The organism is Halodesulfovibrio spirochaetisodalis (assembly GCF_001672295.1).
Taxonomy (GTDB): Bacteria; Desulfobacterota; Desulfovibrionia; order Desulfovibrionales; family Desulfovibrionaceae; genus Halodesulfovibrio; species Halodesulfovibrio spirochaetisodalis.
In genome coordinates this window covers 57,369-80,068 of sequence record NZ_JXMS01000002.1, presented here as the reverse complement: position 1 = coordinate 80,068, position 22,700 = coordinate 57,369, and the positions used below count along the sequence as shown (strand labels likewise).

The window sequence follows — 22,700 nt, the reverse complement described above, 5'->3', positions numbered from 1 at the left end:
TATTATTGGTTTCTCATTTTTTCGCGCATCTCTTGAGCCTTTTCCATAATATCATCGTAAGTCATTCCATCAAAGAACTTACGAATCTCTTTCTCATTCCCCTCTTTAGCAAGTGCTACAAGAACGCCCATACCTGTGATTGTCTTTTGAAACTCTTTCCGCTTATTTTCCGGTATAGATTTAACAATATTTTGTATTGATGCCTTAAAAGCTGCATCCGATGAAGCATCAATTTCCGGAGCAGAAGAACACCCGCCACCCAAAAGTAAAAATGAAATAAGACACAAAGAAATAAGAACATTCATACATACTTTACTCATTACACACTCCTTTCCCATTAGAGACCATACCCAAAGAAATGTGTCAATAAATATAGATACATGCTATATCTAATAGCTTTACTCTAACCAGAAACTTACCCCTCAACAATGTCATACTGCTTCATTTTACGGAAAAGTGTTTTTCGATCTATCTGTAATGTATTTGCTGTTGTCATTCTGCGCCAAGCATTATGCTTAAGAACATCTACTATGTATTGGCGTTCAAAACGTGCCAATGCCTTTTCTAACGGTTCCTGTGGAATACAATCCTTTCTCGTGGAACTGCAGCCGCTGATAATCTGCTCTCCACCAAGAACCAACGTCCCGAGATGGAGATATTGGTGCAGGGCATTTTGCAATTCTCGAATATTACCCGGCCAATCGTAGGTTACAAAAGCATTCATAACTTCCGGTGTAATAGGGGAGCACTCATCCAGTTTCGGGAACATGCGCATAAAATGCTCTATCAACTGAGGGATGTCTTGTTTACGATCACGCAACGGCGGGATATAAATCGGAACAACATGAATTCTATAGTAAAAATCGCTGCGCATGGCACCGGCAGTTACCATCTCCATTAAGTCACGGTTTGTTGCGGCAACAATGCGCGGCTTAACATGTACAACACCTGTACCACCGACAGGTGTAAACCCGCCACCCTCAATGGCTCTAAGCAATTTAATCTGACCGAGTTGGCTTATCTCTCCAAGCTCATCAAGAAAAAGCGTTCCACCGTCTGCTTGCTCCAGATACCCTCGGCGGTTTGCCACAGCACCGGTAAATGCCCCTTTTTTATGGCCGAAAAACTCACTTTCAAACAGGTGCTCCGGTATTGCTCCACAGTTAACAGGTACAAAGTTACCATTAATGCGGGTGCTATGGTCATGCACCGCACGAGAAACCAATTCCTTACCTGTTCCAGATTCGCCATATACAATCACATTGTCATCTGTCCCAGCGGCCTTGAGGATCATTTCATACAGATTCTGCATCGGCTCGGAGTCGCCGACAATATTTTCAAGATAATGCGCCTGCATTTTCTTTTTTAACGCAGAGTTCTCCTTACGTATGCCCAGCTCCTGAGTTTTACTTTTTGTGGCATCAGATATAAAGCCCTCTACTGCGTATGCCACACCAGCATCATTGTAGAGACCAACTCCCTGTTCTCGAACCCATTTATGTTCACCATTTTTAAGCACAATGCGGTATTCACATTCAAACCGCTCTTTGCGGGACAACGCTTCTTCAATGCGTCTGCTCAGTTCTGCTCTATCTTTCTCCAAGACAACGGACATAAAAGAGGTTCCGCTGCTATGTGTAAAGTGCTCGACTGAATACCCAGTAAGTGGCGTCGTTCCAACACTCATAAGCTGCATCGTGCGCTCCGCATCAGTATTACTGCGGTAGGCAATACCAAACAGGTTATCCATCAACGTGGATAACTGCCTGTTTTTTTCTGTCAGTTGCTGGCTCACAACTTCCTTTTGCTGCTCCAGCACTTCCCGCATTGTTTTTAACTGCAAGTGCGTCTGTACCCGCGCCATGACTTCTGCCTGATGAAACGGCTTGGTTACATAGTCCACACCTCCAGCAGCAAATGCACGGGTTTTCTGTACCGGATCATGAACACTGGAAATAAAAATTATGGGGATCGAGCTTGTTTTCTCATCCTGCTGCAGCGCTTCGCATACAGAAAAACCGTCCATATCCGGCAACATGATATCGAGTAGAATTATATCCGGCAGATGCTTCAGAGCGTTCTTTAATGCAGAGTTACCGTTTTTTGAAACCAGTAAATCATATTCTGCCTGAAGATTCTTAACCAGCACACGCAAATTGATCGGGTTATCGTCAACAACTAAAATAATCGGCTTATCTCTCATCGTCATATCCTGTTACCCGTTCCACTATCCGTTTACTGCTGTCTGCCAGCACTGTAATAAATATGAATGTGCCTTCTCATATTCATAATCCATAACCAGTGCTTCAAGTTCTGCAAAATCATCGTACGACAATAAAGACTCCGCCTGAGGCAGCAACTCTTCAATTCGCAAGGGGTTTGTCAGCTCCAACGCATTGGCCAGCTCCATAATAAGCACATCGTCATGAGCATCTATTGACTGCGCCACCAGCTTATGACCATCACGACTATCTTTATCAGGAATCATCGTGTGAATTTCCTCAACAAGTAGCTGCAACTCTCGATTCAGGGTTACTAACAAGTCGTTAATATCAGTCACGTTGCCAATACCATCTGTAAGTCTGCCCGCATGCAATTCTATCTGTTTAGCCAGCGCTGCACATTCTCCTGCTCCGATATTAGACGCTGCGCCGGTAAAAGCATGCGCCTCTGCTTCAAGCTGCAAATAATCTTGTTCATCCCCCAAGCTCTGCATAGAAGAGACAGTGCATTCATGCTCTTTGGCAAACTGTTTTAACAACACATCGTATTCATCCTGTGGCAAGCCCAAACGGTTCGCCACTTCACTGTCAATCGAAGAAGGCAACACTAGACTCGAACACTCTGCTAATAAACAATAATTTTCTGCAAGCCCCAGAGTCCCCAAAGCAGTATTTATGGCAGAATACAGGGAATCCTTGCCAAACGGCTTTGTCAGGAAAAATTCCATACCAGCCTCAAGCATCCTCTCCCGGCTTCCCTTCACTGCATGTGCAGTAAGAGCAATGATCGGCACATCTGCCACCCCGAGCTCTTTGCGAATAGCCATAGCGGCCTCGCAACCATTCATTTGGGGCATCTGCACATCCATCAAAATGACATCAAAGGAATTATGACGAACAGCTTCAACTGCATCGAGTCCATTCGTCACAAAGACAATCTCTGCACCGGTGGGGTTAAGCAGTAATTGTAAAATATCACGGTTGGTCTGCGTATCTTCTGCGGCAAGAATCTTTACGCCTTTAAAAACACAGTTACCCGTTCGTTCTGCATATGGAGTACTTGCTTCCAAAGGAATAAGTGGTTCTGCGCCAAAAATAGTACATAAGGCATGCTGCAGCATCCTATGAGTTAAAATCTCTGTGAATAAATGAACCCTCTCAGGCAATGAGCGCTCAGAAAGAGACAACTTATCGTTTTTGGCTGCCAGCATTAAGACTGGAATATCTTCATCATATTCTGAATTAAACAACCGTTCAGGGTGCTCCGAAGCTGCTATATTATGCCCTATACAAATTACATCAGGCTTAGGTGCATCAGACTTCAGACGTGTAATTGCGGCCTCTACCCCGTAAGCGATCTCGGTATTCACTGAGACATAATCAAAGTGACGCCGCATAGCCGTTCCCGAACGTTCTGATTTAGTAACAAGTAGTGCGGTGAGGTTAGATAGCGCTTCCGGTACTGAAGGACGCTCCATAGCATCTTTCTGTAAAAGCAATGGCACCGAGAAGGCAAAGAGGGTTCCTTTCCCCTCTTCTGATTCCACGCTTATCCCGCCCCCCATGCTCTCTACAAAGCGTTTGCAGATACTCAGCCCAAGTCCGGTGCCTCCGTAACTATAGAGATCACTGCCGGAAAGCTGCTGGAATGGAACAAACAACTGGTCAAGTGAATCTTCAGGAATTCCGATGCCGGTATCATGCACGAAACACTGAAGCCATATCTCTTGTTCCCCCTTTATGTGATAGTCAAAGGAAAGGGTCACAGTTCCACCGGACGGGGTAAATTTAAGGGCATTACTGGCGATGTTTAAAATGATCTGCTGCAATTTGCCGGAGTCCCCAATAAGCTTAGCCGGAACTGTGGGCGGCAAATCAACAATAAACTCAAGATCCTGAGCAGCAGCCCGTGCCAGAACAAGGTTGCAAACCCGCTGTACACAGTGATCAAGCATAAATGGTACACGCTCCAGCACCACGTGCCCTGCTTCGATCTTTGAAAAATCCAGAAGATCATTGATGATATCCAGCAAAGTAAATGACGAGTCGAGAATATTGCGAAGGTATTTACGGACAAGGGACGACGATTCTAAGGAGCGGACATGCTCGGTAAAGGCAATAATTGCATGTAGTGGCGTCCTGAGCTCATGGCTGATACTGGTAAGGAACTGACTTTTAGCTCTTGTTGCCGCGTCTGCCTCTTCTTTGGAGCGCTGCAACGCTTCATTCATGGTCTGTAAATCACGGGTACGTTCTTCAACACGTGACTCAAGCTCAAGGTTAGCCTTACTAAGCATTTCCTCATATTGCACACGGGTGGTCACGTTGCGGACTGAACCCACAAATTCTATTGGCTCCCCAAGGCTGTTCCGCAGATATTTCCCTGTCACAGAACAATATATCTTTTCTTTTGAGGACTTAAAAACAAAGGCATAGTCTTCAAGCTCTCCTTTCTTGCGCAATTCACTCCACATATTTTCAAGCACAGAAGGTTCAATAAAATCTGCTACAGATAGCTGCTGTGCCTCTTCCGGCGTGCATCCGAATACACGCTTTACGGAAGGGCTAACCTCTTTGATCGAACCATCAAGTTTTGCCTGAAAATAAACATCCTGAATATTCTCAAAAATCCGGCGGTAACGCTCCTCACTTTTGCGAAGTGCAGCTTCCACATTATCTCGCTTTGTCAATTCCCGATTCAGCTTGCACGTTTGTTGTTCAACAATTCGTTTAAGTGATATATTCCAGAGTAATGTAAAACAGGTGGCAACGACCAAACTCAATGTAAAGGCCACCATCACAGCAATGGCACTGTCCGACATCGAGCTGCTTTCAACGACCTTTAACCACTTTCCAGCAATGGCGTTTTTTTCTTCTGCTGTTATGTGTTTAAGTGCCTTGTTTAAAATTCCACGTAAAATCAGACGGTCTTTTCGTACCCCCATTGTTATGCCGGATTTTAAATCAACCTCTCCCCCAACCTGTAAGTTCAGAATACCGCTCTGCTTAATTTTATGGGTAATACTAAACTGAAAATCCACCATTGCATCTGCCTGCCCGAAGGATACATGCTGCAACCCTTCCTGACTGTCTTTTACGATATCAAGATTAATACCTGTAAAAAACTCTTCCAGATGATCATGCCACACATACCGTTTTACAACTGCTACGGTTTTCCCCTTCAAGTCAGCCAGAGTTAAGTCCTCTCCGCTGCCTCGCTGAACAACAATAATCCCGGGCATATCAATATATGATTCTGTAAAAGCGAGATATTCAGAACGGTTTGGACTTGGGGCAAGAGCTGCAAGCATGTCGAGTTTACCTGACTTAACAGCTGCCAACACGTTGGACCAGTCTCCTGCAACAGAAATAGTAAAGCTAAGCCCTGTCAATTTTTCGAGAATACGCAGGTAATCACTGGCAACCCCAATGTATTGTCCTTCGTTATCTAGCCCTTCAATAGGGAAAAAATTCTTATCGACTCCAACATTAACCGTATTGTTTTTTGATAACCATGCGCGCTCTTTCTCGGTATAGTTTGCCCAGACAAATTCTTTATTCTCAATAATCCGCTCCACCGCAGCTTCTGTATCATTAAGATGCTCCAACACTTTCTGATAGGTAAAGTGTAGCCCTATCAATAAAAGAATTATGCCAAGAACAATGAGCGACCGCACACGCATGGTTTCTCTCCTACAGTACAACAGCGCCTTCACCGGAAACGACACGCATTATCAGGCGTCACGCCGTGAAGGCACTGAAATGTTACTTACATAAGCCAGTCAGCCAGCATACCTTGCTGCTGCAAGTATTCTGCAATTATCGCACACCCGCGCCCTCCCGGATGAATCCCGTCACTCAAGTCATTCATGTATGCTTCAGTTCCAACAAGGTGCGACAAAATATCGATATATACCACTCCCGCGTCCCTGCACACAGCTGCATACGCAGCGCTCAAAGCTTCAACACGATCACAATGTTCTTCCTGTGTCACAGGAAACGGGCTGAGAACACGAACATTGTTTTGAGAGAACGCCGAAACAGCATCATCCAAAACAGCTTTCAAATTCGCTACAGATTGCTCGAGGGGAACAAGCACATCCCCCTGTGGTGCTGCCATATCAACAACACCAAAACAGAACATCAGCCGCACATCCGATTCAGGCAATGTTCTTCGATCCACTTCAGACTTCCAGCGGGACGCAACAGCCTGACTGGTATTTTTTCGCGCCCCTAAATTATAAAAAGTAGTTGGTGGAACGGGTAAGCCTACAGTTGCAGCAAAACGCCCTGTCCAGCCGAGCATGCTTTTGTCATTCACCCCTAATGTCAGGGAATCTCCAAAGAAAAAGAACGTCTTCATAGTGTCTCCTGCGTAATAAGGTTTTCCATCCAAAAACTACTGAGCAAAGATCACACCAAGAAAACTGTTCCGATTCTCCTGCTAAAAGCTGCTATTACATCCTTACTTCTATAAGGCAGCCCCATTTTCATTAAGGAACGCTAATAACGCATCTTGCAATGTGGCTTTTTTGCCCCGTGCTTATCCCCACACATACGACACTTTCATAAGAATGTTTTTCACGTGGCAAAAATGCCCCATTGATCCCCATGATAATCCAAGCCCTCCAAACCACCCTCATGCAATCAAGGGGCTTCCTTGCCCCGTATAACACTGAGCGAAAAAAAGCCATGCATACCCAGCCGAAGGCTTCAAACAGGTAACACCCTTATTTTAAAGAATATAAAACAGAGAATTTCAAGTTGGTCTCAACTTTGCTCTTAGAGAGATGATTTCAGCATATATCTTTGGAAACTGTGTACGGGCGACACAATGGGATAAGACCCGTACCGTTTCCAACCCAAATGATGAAGACATACTGTGCCTTGTTTAAGGCGAAACCTTTTACTGGATCATAAAACCGGGTGCACACGTACCTGATCAGGACATAAGGAGTCTCTCTCATGGCAAACGAATTTTACACCATCAAACACTACATAAACGGTGAATGGGTTGAAGAGAAAGGTACCGATTTTACTCCACTATACAACCCGTCCACTGGAGAAGTTATCGGTGAAGTTCCTATGGGTAGCGATGCTCTTGCACAAACTGCAATTGATACTGCTGCGGAAGCATTCAAGACCTGGAAAAACACCCCGATTGCCAAGCGCATGGGATATATCTTCAAAATGCGCGAATTGATGGAGCGTGAACAGGAAGCTCTTGCGTACTCCATTGCTATTGATCAGGCTAAACACATTTCCGAAGCCCGTGGTGAAGTTCGTAGAGTTATTGAAATCCTTGAAGCCACAGCGAGCGTGCCTACCCTTATTCAAGGTGACACCCTCGATAACATCGCCAATAACATCAACGGTAAAGTTGTTAAGAAGCCACTGGGTGTCTTTGGCGGTGTAGCTCCGTTCAACTTCCCGGCGCTTGTTTTCGGATGGTTTATTCCTGTTGCAATCGCAACTGGCAACACATTCATCTACAAGCCGTCCACTCAATCTCCACTCTTTATGCAGAAGATGATCGAAATCTTCATGGAGCTTCAAATCCCTGCAGGTGTCATAAACGTTATCTACGGCAGCCGCAGCGTTGCTGCTCCTTGGTATGAAGACGCACGTGTCGCAGGTGTTTGCCTCGTTGGCTCAACACCTACAGCTAAAGCCATGGCTAAAGCAGCTGGTGCCAATGCAAAACGCTCCATGCTTCTTGGCGGAGCAAAGAACATGCTCCTTGTAATGGAAGATACTGATATGGACATCTTTATCGATAACTTCCTTAACTCCTGTTACGGCTCAGCAGGGCAGCGCTGCCTTGCCGGTTCCATCGTTGGTGTTGTTCCTGAAGTATATGATGAAGTATGCGAACGCATCCTTGAAGCATCCAAGAAGGTCGTTGTGGGGAACGCCATGGACGACGGTGTCTACATGGGGCCACTCATCAGTAAGGATGCAAAAGAGAATGTAGAAAAATACGTCGATATCGCCCTTGAACACGGTGGCGGCTGCTCACTCCTTCTTGACGGACGTAACCCTGATGTACCGGAAAAAGATAAAAACGGCTTCTATGTGGGGCCAACAGTACTCAAGGATGTAACACCTTGTAACCCTGTGTTCTCTACTGAAGTCTTCGGCCCGTTGGTATCCATTGTAAAAGTTACAGATCTGGATGACGCGGTCAATCTCATCAACGGCTCCGAGTTTGGTAACGGAGCATGTATTTTTACACAGAATATGCACTACGCGGAAACCTTCAGCCGTGAGGCAGAGGTTGGCATGATCGGCGTAAACGTCGGTATCTGTGCTCCGCATCCATATTTACCATTTGGCGGCATCAAAGGTTCCCTCGTGGGCACCGATAAAGTTCAGGGAAAAGATGCGGTAGATTTCTACACCCAGAACAAAGTTGTCACCGTCCGCACGTACCACCCGGATCCGGAAGTCCGTGCCGGTAAAGCAAAACCTGCGAACGCTAATGTACGAAGCTGTGTAGCATCGTAGTTAGTTGCAAGCCTCAGGGAAGCCTGCTTTCACGCGGGCTTCCTTCTTAATTTCTATAGGCGTCTGCCTCTCACCAGCACACATATTGCGGATACATTTTATCCGCGTTCTTTTGAAATTGTTTATATTTCATATCAGCACGTTACACGTAGACGCTTATGAATGTCCGCCATCGGAGGAAGAATCGCGCTCAATGCGCAAACCGTATATCCAAACGAGGAGTTATCATGGCTGGAACATCTCAAAACTCAGAACGTGGCAAACTGGAAAAAAGCCTATCTCCCTGGCAGGTTGGAGCACTGGCTCTGGGCTGTATCGTCGGCTGGGGCTGCTTTGTACTTCCCGGCATATCCTTTCTGCCTAATGCAGGCCCTCTGGCCACTATCATAGCCTTCGCCATTGGTGGTGTCGTCATGAGTATTGTAGCCCTCAGCTACAGTCATATGATTGAGCACTACCCTGTTGCCGGTGGTGAATTTGCCTACGCATATGCCGGTTTTGGCCCAACCGGAGCCTTCGTCTGTGGGTGGGCGCTGGTTCTTGGATACTTAAGCATTGTCGGTATCAACGCCTCTGCAATTGCACTTCTGGCACGTTTCCTCATGCCGGGGGTATTTGAATTCGGTTACCTGTACACCGCTGCCGGTTGGGACGTATATGTAGGCGAAGTCCTCATTATGTCCGCAGCCATCCTCATGTTCGGCATCATGAACTACCGTGGTGTAAGTGTTGCCGGCAGTATTCAGCTTATTCTCGCATTTGCCCTTACCTTCGGCGTAATCGCTATGACATTCGGTGTGGTCAGCACTGACACATTCGCGTTTTCAAACCTTATTCCTCACTTTGCTGAAGGAAAATCCAAGATCGCTGCAATCGTAACAGTTGTCGCCATCGCACCATTTCTGTTCGTAGGGTTCGATACTATTCCGCAAGCAGCAGAAGAATTCTCTTTCTCACCTAAAAAAGCACGTGTTCTTATGCTCGGCGCAATCGGTATCGGAGCTCTTCTGTACACACTTGTTACATTCTGCGTTGGCAGCGTTATTCCATACAAAGAGCTGCTCGCTCAGGATCACGCCTGGGCTACCGGTGCTGTTGCCCACTTGGCACTTGGTAAATTCGGTAGTGTTGTGCTCGGCACAGCTGTTCTCGGTGCTGTCTGTACAGGCATGAACGGATTCTACCTTGCTACAACACGACTCATCTTCTCCATTGCCCGCGGTAAATTCCTTCCACAGTGGTTCGGAGAAGTTCACCCAACCTACCACACTCCGCATAACGCAATTATCTTCACAATCGCCATCAGCCTTCTCACACCTTGGGCAGGACGTGCTGTTGTTGGATGGATTGTTGACATGTGTTCAGTAGGAACTGTTATCGCGTATATGTTTACCTGCCTTGCAAGCTACAAAATGTTTGCAGCACGTGGAGAGAAAAACATGGTTAGCGTTCTTGGCGCAGTAGCTTCCTTCATTATCCTCGGAATGCTCACTGTTCCCGGCTCTCCGGCTATCATCGGCACAGAGCCTTGGATCCTCATGGTTATCTGGGTTGTTATGGGCATTGGATTCTACATGATCCAAATCCCAACGGTACGTAACACTCCAGAACTTGAAATCCGCGGAAGCATCTTCGGTGACAGCTCTATTCCTGTGTTCTTTGATACAGAAGAAAAAGCTACCGGCTCCCGTACAGCAGAGAACTAACAAGCAACTAATTCCATTCACCTTCCTTCTTGACCGGAGAATCTCTTGCCAGATTCTCCGGTCATCACTGATACCCACGCAAATTTACTACATCAAGGCGCTCAGACATTGCGCCTTCCAACACTATGTATCTACAAGGAATAATCCTATGAGCAACCCATTTGATCCAATCAAAGCTGTTGAAAATGACAAAGAACGTTGCTGGCACCACATCACCCAGCATAAACCGTTTGAACAAAACGACCCGCCAGTTTTTGTAGAAGGCAAAGGCATGCGCATCACAGATGCCAAGGGCAAAGAATATCTTGATGCTGTTTCCGGCGGAGTATGGACTGTTAACGTCGGCTACGGACGTGAGTCCATGGCTGATGCTGTACGCGACCAGCTTGTTAAGCTCTGCTACTTTGCTAATACCGCGGGTAATGTTCCCGCAGCACAATTTGCTGATCAATTGATCGATAAAATGCCGGGCTTCAGCCGAGTGTACTATTCCAACTCCGGTTCCGAAGCGAACGAAAAAGCATACAAGATCATCCGCCAGCTTGCTCACTTCAACAACAACGGTAAGAAACACAAAATTATTTACAGAGACCGTGACTACCACGGAACAACCATTGCTGCACTAAGCTCAACAGGTCAGTCCGAACGTAAAGCGCAGTACGGCCCCTTCCTTTCTGGCTTTGCAGAACTGGAACATTGCTGCTGCTACCGCTGCCCGTTCGGTAAAGAATACGGTAATTGTGATATCGAGTGCGCCCGCGCTTTGGAAACGCTTATTCTAAAAGAAGGGCCAGACACTGTCGGTGGCATCATTCTTGAGCCTATTACGGCAGGCGGCGGTGTTATCCCTCCTGCACCTGAGTACTTCCCGATTATTCGCGAGATCTGCGACAAATACGATGTCCTGCTCCACATTGATGAAGTTGTATGCGGCATCGGACGTACAGGTAAGTGGTTTGGCTACCAGAACTACGACTTCACGCCAGACATGGTAACCATGGCAAAAGGAGTTGCCTCTGGCTATGCAGCTATATCCTGTACTGTTACCACTGAAAAAATCTTTGAGCAGTTTAAGGCAGATCCATCAGACCGTGAACGTTATTTCCGCGACATATCCACATTTGGTGGCTGCACAGCAGGCCCTGCTGCTGCACTTGAAAACATGCGAATCGTTGAAGAAGAAAACCTTCTTGAAAATGTAACGACCATGGGTGCGTATATGCAGGACCGTCTTTTTGAACTGAAAGACAAATATGACATTATCGGTGATGTCCGTGGAGTCGGCCTCTTCCAAGGAATGGAATTGGTAAAAGACCGCACCACAAAAGAGCCGGTTGATGAAACTGTCACCATGAAGATTGCAGGCCACTGTATGCAGAACGGTGTAATCATCGGACGAACCAACCGTTCATTCGAAAAATACAACAACAACCTCTGCTTCAGCCCTGCGCTTATCTCCACAAAAGCAGATATCGATGAAATTGTAACCGCAGTAGATAACGCTCTTGCAGCGCTATAAATAACTAATCCATGTAAGGACAACGTAATGATTATTGGGATTCTTAAAGAAATTAAGGTCAAAGAAAACCGCGTCTGCATGACTCCGGCAGGCGTTATTGCTGTTATCGCTAACGGTCACAGTGTGCTGGTTGAAAAAAATGCCGGTGTAGGCTCCGGCTTCAGTGATGAAGAATATATCGCTGCTGGTGCAACCATGATTGAAACACCTGCTGAAATTTTCAAGAAAGCAGACATGGTGATGCACGTTAAAGAGCCTCAGCCTTCAGAATACGGTATGCTCCGTAAGGGACAAATCCTCTTTACCTATCTGCATCTTGCAGCGGATGAACCGCAGACAAAAGCTCTGATGGAATCCGGTGCAACCTGCATTGCATACGAGACTATTCAAAAAGCAGACAAATCCCTTCCGCTTCTTACACCGATGTCAGAAGTTGCAGGGCGTATGGCTATCCAGCAAGGTGCCAAAGCTCTTGAAAAAACAAATGGTGGCCTTGGTAAGTTACTTGGTGGCGTTCCTGGTGTTGAGCCTGCCAAGGTTATGGTTATCGGCGGCGGCGTTGTCGGAGTACAGGCAGCTAAGATGGCGTGCGGTCTCGGTGCACAGGTATATCTCATGGACATCAACCTCGATCGCCTGCGCTATCTGGATGATGTAATGCCTGCAAACTGCACTACACTCATGTCTTCTAAAGGCGCTATTCAGCGTCTGCTTCCTGAAATGGATCTTGTAGTGGGTGCTGTATTAATCCCGGGCGCAAAAGCTCCTGCTGTTATCACCCGCGACGATCTGAAGCTCATGAAGAAAGGCTCTGCACTGGTAGACGTTGCAATCGATCAGGGCGGCTGCTTTGAAACTTCCAAGCCAACCACCCACACAGAACCTACATACGAAGTAGATGGCGTAGTCCACTACTGCGTTGCCAACATCCCGGGTGCTGTGCCAATGACATCCACCATGGCACTCACCAACGCAACACTTCCATATACCATTGAAATTGCAAACAAAGGCTGGAAACAAGCCTGTATCGATAACAAAGAGATAAAGCTCGGACTCAATGTTCATGAAGGCAAACTTACATATAGAGCCGTATGTGATGCCTTTGATCTCCCATACACACCAGCAAGTGAGGTCTTATAGTAACTAGATCACCCCGCTGCTCAAACAGTTCTTGATACACATAGAGTAGCAACATTGTAGAGGATATCCAGTTCAGTACTATACTCACAAACCAGAACAGTTTTCCCGCAGCAAGAGAAACTGTTCTCCCCATTGTTGCGGTACCACTTAATAGCAACAATAACTCCTCATCTGTAATTACCCGTTTCAGATGAGTACATAACAACTACCCCAAGTAGTACTAAAACTACTCGGGATGATAAATCAAAGGCTCTTTCCAACTGGCTGGAAAGAGCCTTTTTGAATCATGTTTATCTTATCTTGTTTAATGGCTTAATTTTTGAGCCATAATGAAGCATGGTATCATTCCGTTTTCCCACTCTCTCCCAAGCATAAATTTTGGAAGACTGCTTAGTAACTTAGTACCGCTCAAAGATTGGATACAAAAAAAATCCCTCACAGCTTTCACTGTAAGGGCTGGAGAGGGAGATAGTGGAACACTTAATACATCTTGTTAATTCAGCTTCATATTCACAACTACTATCGTTTATTAGTACAATTAATTTTTCACTATCCTCCGTATTGTGTAGTTCTTCATAGAAGATAAATCTTTCTATGGAGAAGTCATGTCCAAAAAGCATAATATACTTTTAATTCAAGTAGATCAGATGACTGCGAAGGTACTTCCTGCATATGGTCATCAGGTGGTAAAAACCCCTAACCTCGACAAACTCGCCAGTGAAGGCGTTGTATTCGAAAATTCTTACTGTAACTTCCCGCTTTGTGCTCCTTCCCGCATGTCTATGCTCACAGGGCGTTACGCAAACACTGTAGGGGTATGGGATAATGCGACAGAAGCTCCGGCAGAGACTCCTACGCTTATGCATTATCTTCGTGGCATGGGATACAGCACTACCCTGTGCGGCAAAATGCACTTTGTAGGTCCTGATCAGCTTCATGGGTATGAAGAACGTGTAACAACAGACATCTACCCGTCAAACTTCTCCTGGGCTCCTAACTGGGAAAAAGGTCTTGGTGACCGACCGACCGGCATCAACTTGAGCGCAGTTGTTAACTCCGGCCAATGCAAACGAAGTCTTCAGATCGACTATGATGACGAAGTTGAATACTTCGGTGTTCGCAAGATTTTTGACCTTGCACGATACGAAGAACGTCCATTTTTCCTGACAGTTTCTTTTACCCAGCCGCATTCTCCGTTTATTTGTCGTCCCGAGCATTGGGATCTGTATGATTCGGACGAAATCGACATGCCAAGAGTGCCTGCCATGAAAGAAGAAGACATGGACCCTATGTCCAAGTGGATTTACTACGCGCATGCAGGCGATCTCGATCAGCCAACCGATGATCAGATTCGTAATTCCCGCCATGCATACTACGGCATGGTAAGCGCACTTGATGAAAAAGTGGGGAATCTTGTAGCAGCGCTAAAAGATTGTGACCTGTACGAAGATACCGTCATTATCTTTACCTCAGACCACGGAGACATGCTCGGCGAGCGTGGTCAGTGGTACAAGCAACTCTTCTACGAATACTCTGCAACCGTACCACTCATTATTTCTTGTCCTTCCCTGTTCTCTCCGAAGCGAATTGAGAAATGCGTGTCTCTCGTGGATTTGACACCGACAGTTCTTGATATCGTAACTAACGGTGAAAACTATGAAGTTATTGACGAGTTTGAAGGCACGTCCTTGGTACCGCTTCTGAAAGACGGTAAAGATGACGATCGTCTTGACCAGATAATTGTTGAATATACTGGTGAAGGGGCACTTGCGCCATGTCGTATGGTTAGACGTGGCTCTGTGAAGTATATCTACACCCACGGTCATGATGATATTATGTACGATCTTGCTAATGATCCTCTTGAGTTGACCAACATTGCTGACCTTCCAGAATACGCTGACCTCCGTAAAGAGCTTAACGCTGTAGCTCTTGATGGTTGGAATCCTACAAAAATCCGTGAACAAATCCTTGCCAGTCAGAAACGTCGTCTTTTCATTGCAAAACAGACTGATAATGATCCGGTATGGGCTTACAAAGTTTTTGAAAATGATGACCAGCGGTATGTACGCAAAGCTGGCGCTGTGCAGACCAAAGCTTTTGCGCGAATTCCGCGTATTGAAAACGAGTCTGCTTTTAAATAGGTGTTAATTGGGTTCGCGCAAACGAGGAGGAAGAAGTGCACGATAAGGAAAAAACTCATATAACAAGCTCCCCGCCGGGAGCTTCAGCAGGCATCTTGAATATATTGATGTATCCTGTTGCGGCTAAAGTTGTAGGATACATAGTGGCAGTTATTGCAGTGGGATTGGCAGTCTTCCATCTGTATACTGGCGCATTTGGTGTATTTACTGCGCTTATCCAGCGTAGTTTGCACTTATCTTTTATGATGACGTTAATCTTTCTGACCGTATCGATTAGAGGACAGAAAAATAAAACTGAAGACGGGGGCTATAAAGTTCCTGTTTACGACTTGATTCTTGCTGGACTTGCTGCCTTGCCGGGAATCTACATGACCTTGAACTACCAGGTGATTGCAGAACGTGGTGGTTTGGCAACAGATTTCGAGTTGCTGCTCGGAATCGTTTTGACAGTATTACTGATCGAAAGTGTACGCCGTGTTGTGGGCAACGCACTAGCAATTATCTGTGCTGTTGCACTGCTGTACGCTCACTTTGGTAATTTCCTACCTGGGATTTTAGCGCATAGAGGGTATTCAATAGGCCGTATTGCATATCAGATGTACCTTACACAATCCGGCATCATGGGTGTTCCGCTTGGTGTATGTGCAACTGTTATTGCCCTCTTTATCCTGTTTGCTGCGTTTCTGGATCGCTCAGGAGGTTCAAGGTACTTTGTAGATTTTGCTCGTCTTGCTACGGCGCGCTCTGTTGGTGGACCTGCTAAAGCAGCTGTTGTTTCCAGTGGCTTACTTGGCATGCTTTCCGGCAGTACTGTTGCAAACGTTGTTACAACTGGTTCTTTGACCATCCCTTTGATGATGCGCTCAGGGTACACCAGAAACTTTGCAGCAGCGGTGGTTGCTGTTGCCTCATCAGGTGGGCAGCTGGCTCCTCCAATCATGGGTGCCGCAGCGTTCCAGATGGCAGAAACTATCGGTATCCCATATAGCGAAGTTGCTCTGGCGGCAGCAATCCCAGCATTACTTTTTTACTTTTCACAGTTTGCAATTGTTCATTTTGAAGCCCTGCGCCTCGGTTTGAAAACCGGTCTTGATAAAGACGCTCCACGCATGGATCAAGTTTCAAAAGGCATGCACCTGTTCCTTCCTATTGCTTTGCTCATTGGCTTATTAGTCGCTGGTTACTCAGCAATGTACGTAGGATTTTGGACAATTGTTGGTACTGTGATTATTAGCTTTGCTCGTCGTGAAACATGGCTGGATGTGAAAAAATTCTTCTGGTCGTTGTTTGACGGAACCATGAATATGCTCCCTGTAACTGTGGCATGTGCGAGTGCAGGTATTGTTATTGGTGCAGTTACAATCACCGGTCTTCCGCTAAAATTATCTGCAATGCTTATTGCAGTAGCTGGTGGTTCTAAGTTCATTCTACTCCTTCTTACAATGTGCGCCTCTCTTATTCTCGGAATGGGGCTTCCGACCGCGCCAGCGTACATCCTGCTCGCTGCACTTGTGGCCCCTGCGTTAGAGATGTCCGGTGTACCTGCAATCGCAGCCCATATGTTTATATTCTACTTCGGTATCATCTCCGCAATTACTCCACCAGTTGCTCTTGCAGCATACGCTGCGGCTGGTATTGCGAAAACTGATCCTAACAAGACAGGGTTCACCGCTTGCTTTATTGGCATCACAACATACATCGTACCATATATGTTTGTGTATGGTCCGGAGTTGGTGGCAATAGGTGAACCAATGGAGATTGTCAGCGCGCTGATTACTGCGTTGATCGGTGTATATAGCTTGGCGATTGCAGTTGTAGGATTCTGGAAACGTCCATGCTTCATATGGGAGCGTGCACTGTTTGCTATTAGTTCTGTGCTTCTGGTGTATCCGGATTGGCGCGGTAACGCTCTTGGCGGCTTAATGTTTGCTCTTGCGGCAATATCACAGATGAAAGGCGGTAAAAACCTTGCTGCCAACTCTGCACCTGTCAGCAGCTAGTAGAAGGAGCAATATATGAAACGCATTATTATTGCAGCGCTTATGCTGCTGGCATTCCATTCCAGTGCATTTGCCAGAACCTTTGTTTCTGTGGGAACCAACCCGGTAGGTATGGCTCTCTACACCATGGGGGCAGGTGTGGCTGATGTAGTTGGACGTGAGATTCCTGAGATTGATTTTACAGTGGAAGCAACTAAAGGTGGAATCCACAACCTTTACTTGATGGGACTTGGTGACCTTGAGTTTGCATTTACTGCTCCTGGAGCAGCCCTTCAGGCATACAAAGGTGAAGGCATTTATCAAAAGCCTGTACCGGTGCTTGGTATGTTTTCACACCAGATTGCGTACCAGCAATTACCAGCTTTGAAGGATTCTAATATCAGCGCTATTGGTGATATTGCCCAAAAACGTATTGGCGTGGGACCTCCGGGCTCCCTCGCCCGTGCAGACAACTTCAAGTATCTCAGCGCATCTGGTTTTACTCGTGATGATTTTGAAGCATTCTCTGAAACCCTTCCAGAGATGACTGAAAAAATGAAAAATGGTCAATTAGATGCTGCAATGTGGTTTGGTGCAATTCCACTTGCTCCGCTGATGGACTTGGCACAGACTCGCGAACTTAACTGGGTTCCTGCTGATGAAAGTAAGCTTAAGCAGCTTCTTAAAGACAATCCGATGTACTTTATAACCGACCTTCCTGCCGGAACATACCCTGGTCAGAAAAAATCGGTTCGTTCTCTTGCATATCGTCACAACTTTGTAGCGCGTGCAGATGTCTCTGAAGAGCTGGTCTACAAAATGATGAAGTCTATTTTTGGAAACCTTGAAGACCTTGGTAAGGTACATCGTGGCTGGCGTGTCACCTCTTTAAAAACGGCTTTGCAGAGTATGTCTATTCCGCTACATCCCGGAGCAATTCGTTACTATAAAGAAATGAATCATCCAGAGATTGATGCATTTTTAGCCGAAATGAATGCTCGATTTAATTAATTCAAACTACATGGCACCCCTCACGGGGTGCCTCTTTTACTATTATGCTGCGAGATCCTCAATATTTGTCCTGCGTGTTGATCAAACCTGCAGGCCCTTCGTGCAACTTACGTTGTACCTACTGTTTTTACATGGAAAAGCATGAAATGTTTGGAGCCGAAGCTTCAGCATCGCATTGTGTGATTATGCAAGAAGATGTTCTGGAAGCCACTATTAAAAAGGCTCTTACTAATGCACCGTCATCATTCTCTTTCATCTGGCAGGGTGGAGAGCCGCTACTTGCAGGTCTTTCTTTTTATGAAAAAGCAGTTGAGCTACAGAAAAAATATGGTGCAGGTATCAACATCAGTAACGCAATCCAGACAAACGCCACCTTACTTAATGAAGATTGGATTTCTTTCTTTAAGAAAAACGATTTTCTGGTAGGGGTTTCTCTGGATGGTGCAGAGCATGTGCATAATGCCTATCGAAAAGATGCAGATGGTGAAGGTACATGGAATATTGTTTCAATGAATGCAAAAACGTGTGCTCAAGCTGGAGTTGCAACGAATATTCTTAGCTGCGTTACGAGTTATTCTGTAAAGTATCCCGATGAGACATACAGGTACCTTACAGGTGAAGGTTTTAGCTATTTACAGTTTATTCCGGTTATTGAAAAAGATCTTCGTGGGCAAGCGACAGCTTTCTCTGTATCTCCGAAAGCTTATGGCAATTTTTTGTGCTGCATTTTTGATTGCTGGTATAACGAGTTTAGAGATGGTAGGCCTATTACATCAGTCCGCCAGTTTGAGACACTTTTCTTTACCCTCCTGGGACACACTGGAATTGAATGTGGAATACAGAAGAAATGTGGGTCGTATCTAGCTATTGAACATAATGGCGATGTGTTCCCATGTGATTTTTTCGTTGAGCCAGCGCATAAAAGTGGCAATGTATTGCAGGACGATTTGCGCCTACTGTTCAACGGGAAAATGCAACGGCTTTTTGGTGGAGCCAAGGCACATGTATCCCCTAAATGTAAAAAATGTAAGTGGCTAGCTTTCTGCAACGGCGGGTGCCTGAAAGATCGAAAGAATAATCCGAATGGGTTTGAGCAGAATTATTTTTGTGCTTCCATGAAGATTTTTCTACCTTACGCAATACCTAAATTGAAAGAGCTTGCAGCTCGATGGCAAGGTTCCGTCTAATGTGCAAAGGGCATATGAGTGCTTCAGTTGTTGCTACTTGCACATTAAGGGACTTGATATGAATTGGGGACTAAGTATGGAACTACACCAATTAATCGGGTTCTATCATATAGTAAAACTAGGCAGTTTTACCCGCGCTGCAGAGGCAACCTTTAGAACCCAGTCAGCACTAAGCCAGCAAATTAAAAAGCTGGAACAGGAATTGAGTGTTACGCTGTTTGAACGAATTGGCAAGCAAGGCGTTCAGCTTACAGATGAAGGACACCGCGTATTTGAATTTACGGAAAAACTTGTACGCAACAAAGAAGAGTTGTTGGATGACCTTGCAGAGCTCAAGGGCGATTTTACTGGTAGGGTAAGTGTAGCGGCACCATTAGCAATAATGCAGTGTTATTTGCCTCCTATTCTGGAAGATTTTAAAGCAAAGTACCCTACAGTTTCATTGTATCTCAAGCACATGAATCCACAAAAATGCATCGATGATGTTCTTTCCGGTGCTATTGATATTGCGCTTGTTCACGGATCGACTGTTCCTGGCAATTTGGAACAAACCCCATGGAGAGCCGGGGAATACGCGTTAATGGTGCCCAAAGGGCATGAACTTACAAAACAGATTGTTACACTTGAGGATATCGTTCGTTTTCCTCTTATCTTACCTCAAAAAAATGTTAAGTTTTCAGCGCGTAGCCTTCTTGATGCAATGCTTGACGAAGCCGGATTGTCATACAAGGTGGTTATGGAGAGTCCAAATGTTCAGTTAAATGCAGAGTATGTGAGTCGTGGACTTGGTATTTCATGCATTCTGTCCTATGAGCCTTTTAGAGAGATGTATAAAGATACTGTAGATTTTATTATATTGAATCATATCTTTCCCAAAGAAAATGTTTCAATTATTCAGCGTAGAGGAAACAAGGTTCAAGGTGTTAAGCAAACTCTTTTAACTCATATTCTTGAATCCTGACCTCTTAAACCGTACAGCCATTACTACCACTAAAAAGCCCCCTGTAATATAGGGGGCTTTTTAATTATAGTATGCATAAGTAGTTGATAAGTTATATCGCTGTTGCTTACGCAACGTGTTGGCATTCTCTAAATATTCTGGCTTTGCAAGAATGACATTTGTTGTCGCTAACTCTTTCAACCAATGTGCTGATGGCTGTCTGCTTATCAGGAAAGATATGGTCTTCACCAAGCTGCTGAAGAACGCCTGCACGTGTAAGCATCTCACACACCTCGGGATTAAGGGAAGAAAGATACATTTCCTTCCCTTCAAGGCGTAGTGTTGTATTTTCGTGAGAGAACATCTCACACCCTGCTACATCAATAAATGTCACAGCTTTCAAAACGATAAGAAGCTTAGTTTGGGTCGGACTTTTTTCAAGTTCTCGATGCAAGGCTTCAATAATGTTATCGATTGCACCAAAAAAAATCTCACCACGTAGGCGTACTACCTTAATTTGTGGGCATTCGAGAAGTTGCTCTTCCTGAACTTCCACAAACATTCCCTGACCTGTTTTATTTCGTTTTAGGGTAATCGATTTAAGCTCTGGATGGGCTGTTTTTTTTATGTAGAGTACCAGAGAGAGCAATACGCCAACGTAAATTGCGAATTCAAGATGTAAAAAGAGCGTTGAGAAAAAGGTTACACTCATAACAACAAGTTCAGCACGACTTGTTTCCATGATAGAGCGGATATGGTGAAAATCAACAAGGCGATACGCAACAACCATGAGAACTCCAGCCATAGCTGGGATGGGCAGGTAGGCTGTCACAGGCGCAATCAAAAGCAGGATGATTGCCAAAAAAATTGCTGCAAACACTGCAGCAGCAGGTGTCCGAGCACCAGCAGTATAGTTTACGCCAGTGCGGGTAAAAGATCCGGATGCAGCATAACAGGAAAAGAAACTACCGACGATGTTGGATAGCCCCTGTCCCAAGAATTCCTGATTAGTGTCTATACGTTGCCTGGAGTGCATTGCAATAGAACGGGCAATAGAAACAGCTTCTGTCAATCCTAGAATAGCAATTGCAAAAGCACTTGAGCCAAGTTGCTGAATGGTGTGCAAGTCAATCTGAGGAATAACAAACTGTGGAAGTTGAGCAGGCAAGGCTCCCACAAGTTTAATCCCGGCTTGCTCGCCACCTAAGCATAGTGCAGCAACCGAACCGAAAATAAGAGCAAAGAGCATTCCTGGAATTTTAGGAAAATACTTTTGAAAAAAAATAGAGGTAAGTAGAGCAATCAAAGCAATTGCAACTGCTGGACTATTGATGAACTCTATATTTTGCAAAATGTGGGGCACCTTTTCATAAAAGGGAATACCTGGTGGTAACGCCATACCCAAAAAGTTGCCTAACTGGCTAAAGCCAATCAATACAGCAGCACCAGCTGTAAACCCTACGACAACAGAGTGCGAAACAAAGTTAACCAATGTTCCTAACTTGATAATGCCGAAGAGTAATTGAATAATTCCGGTTAACAATGCAAGAGAGAAAGCTGCGCCAATGTATTCGGCTGAAAAAGGTTCATAAATACTACTTAAATTTTGATAAATAACTAACGATATTGCTGTGGTAGGGCCAGATATCAAATGATGAGAAGACCCAAACAAAGCAGCAACAATTGCTGGCACCATGGCTGAATATAAGCCAAACTCCGGTGGTAATCCGGCAATCGTAGCAAATGCAACCCCCTGCGGCAGAACAATTATTGCTCCACTTAAGCCTGCATTAACATCCATCTTACATTTTTCTTTGGTAAATTCTTGCAGCCAGTAAAGGAAAGGAAAAAAACGAGTCAGTGTTGTTGTGTCCAGCACGTTGTATCCTATTTTTCTTTAGTGTTAATTATATACTCTTAAAACATATGTAGTATTCATGTATTACTTGCAGAAAAAATTTATTTTATACGTAATCATGCTATTATCTTCTCATATTAGCAGAGCTAATAGTCTGTATAAGCAATTTTTTGCCATAAAAAACACAAATGGCACCCAAAGGGTGCCAAAAAAATCTTATCTTTTACATCTATTGCTATTTTTACAGCAATGTTGACCAAAAGATATTTAAAAAAATTCAATAGTTCTATAAGTAAAAATAAAGAAATGAATTCCCTTATGTTCTGTTCACTAAGGGGTAGTCATTTGTATTTACGAAAAGTTGGACAAACACGTTAACCTAAGCCGTTGGACAAAAAAAAGCCCTCACAGCTTTCACTGTAAGGGCTTAATTACATGGCGGAGAGGGAGGGATACACAAAGCTGCACCCCATCATTCCGAAATCAAGAA

The 22,700-nt window shown here is 45.0% G+C and carries 14 protein-coding genes; 9 read left to right on the top strand and 5 right to left on the bottom strand.

The window, feature by feature from the left end; genetic code table 11:
* Window positions 1–2 precede the first annotated feature (2 nt).
* The 4 genes from SP90_RS01620 to SP90_RS01605 form a co-directional block, all read right to left on the bottom strand.
* A complete protein-coding gene (locus SP90_RS01620; RefSeq protein WP_066851879.1) occupies window positions 3–320 on the bottom strand; it encodes a DUF6694 family lipoprotein in 318 nt (105 codons plus the stop codon).
* A 95-nt stretch (window positions 321–415) separates the two neighbouring features.
* Complete coding sequence (locus SP90_RS01615; RefSeq protein ID WP_231895517.1) at window positions 416–2,209, bottom strand: sigma 54-interacting transcriptional regulator; 1,794 nt, start codon at window positions 2,207–2,209, stop codon at window positions 416–418.
* 18 nt (window positions 2,210–2,227) lie between these two features.
* Complete coding sequence (locus SP90_RS01610; protein ID WP_066851876.1) at window positions 2,228–5,905, bottom strand: ATP-binding protein; 3,678 nt, start codon at window positions 5,903–5,905, stop codon at window positions 2,228–2,230.
* A gap of 86 nt (window positions 5,906–5,991) precedes the next feature.
* Window positions 5,992–6,585: a GDSL-type esterase/lipase family protein gene (locus tag SP90_RS01605; RefSeq protein WP_066851874.1), complete on the bottom strand. Its 594-nt coding sequence runs from the start codon at window positions 6,583–6,585 to the stop codon at window positions 5,992–5,994.
* Window positions 6,586–7,187: 602 nt separating this feature from the next.
* On the opposite strand from SP90_RS01605, the gene SP90_RS01600 reads away from it, so the two are divergent.
* The 9 genes from SP90_RS01600 to SP90_RS01560 all read left to right on the top strand — a co-directional run bounded on the left by SP90_RS01600 (window position 7,188) and on the right by SP90_RS01560 (window position 20,373).
* Entirely contained in the window at window positions 7,188–8,729 is a 1,542-nt protein-coding gene (locus SP90_RS01600; protein ID WP_066851873.1) for an aldehyde dehydrogenase family protein, read from the top strand.
* 227 nt (window positions 8,730–8,956) lie between these two features.
* Window positions 8,957–10,435, top strand: coding sequence for an APC family permease (locus SP90_RS01595; protein WP_066851871.1), 1,479 nt, complete (start codon window positions 8,957–8,959; stop codon window positions 10,433–10,435).
* Between the two features lie 148 nt (window positions 10,436–10,583).
* Window positions 10,584–11,954, top strand: a complete 1,371-nt coding sequence (locus SP90_RS01590) for an aminotransferase family protein (protein ID WP_066851869.1) — start codon at window positions 10,584–10,586, stop codon at window positions 11,952–11,954.
* A 27-nt stretch (window positions 11,955–11,981) separates the two neighbouring features.
* Window positions 11,982–13,094 (top strand): alanine dehydrogenase, encoded by a 1,113-nt coding sequence (gene ald, locus SP90_RS01585; protein WP_066851866.1) that lies wholly within the window; start codon window positions 11,982–11,984, stop codon window positions 13,092–13,094.
* A 605-nt stretch (window positions 13,095–13,699) separates the two neighbouring features.
* A complete protein-coding gene (gene betC, locus SP90_RS01580) occupies window positions 13,700–15,235 on the top strand; it encodes a choline-sulfatase (RefSeq protein WP_066851864.1) in 1,536 nt (511 codons plus the stop codon).
* Between the two features lie 35 nt (window positions 15,236–15,270).
* Entirely contained in the window at window positions 15,271–17,235 is a 1,965-nt protein-coding gene (locus SP90_RS01575) for a TRAP transporter permease (RefSeq protein WP_082936244.1), read from the top strand.
* Between the two features lie 15 nt (window positions 17,236–17,250).
* On the top strand, window positions 17,251–18,225 hold the full coding sequence (locus SP90_RS01570) for a TAXI family TRAP transporter solute-binding subunit (RefSeq protein ID WP_066851862.1): 975 nt from the start codon (window positions 17,251–17,253) through the stop codon (window positions 18,223–18,225).
* A 44-nt stretch (window positions 18,226–18,269) separates the two neighbouring features.
* Window positions 18,270–19,412: an anaerobic sulfatase maturase gene (locus SP90_RS01565; RefSeq protein WP_066851860.1), complete on the top strand. Its 1,143-nt coding sequence runs from the start codon at window positions 18,270–18,272 to the stop codon at window positions 19,410–19,412.
* A 58-nt stretch (window positions 19,413–19,470) separates the two neighbouring features.
* Window positions 19,471–20,373 (top strand): LysR family transcriptional regulator, encoded by a 903-nt coding sequence (locus tag SP90_RS01560; RefSeq protein WP_082936243.1) that lies wholly within the window; start codon window positions 19,471–19,473, stop codon window positions 20,371–20,373.
* 106 nt (window positions 20,374–20,479) lie between these two features.
* Here SP90_RS01560 and SP90_RS01555 read toward each other — a convergent pair whose 3' ends face one another.
* Window positions 20,480–22,231 (bottom strand): SulP family inorganic anion transporter, encoded by a 1,752-nt coding sequence (locus SP90_RS01555; RefSeq protein WP_197498737.1) that lies wholly within the window; start codon window positions 22,229–22,231, stop codon window positions 20,480–20,482.
* Window positions 22,232–22,700 lie beyond the last annotated feature (469 nt).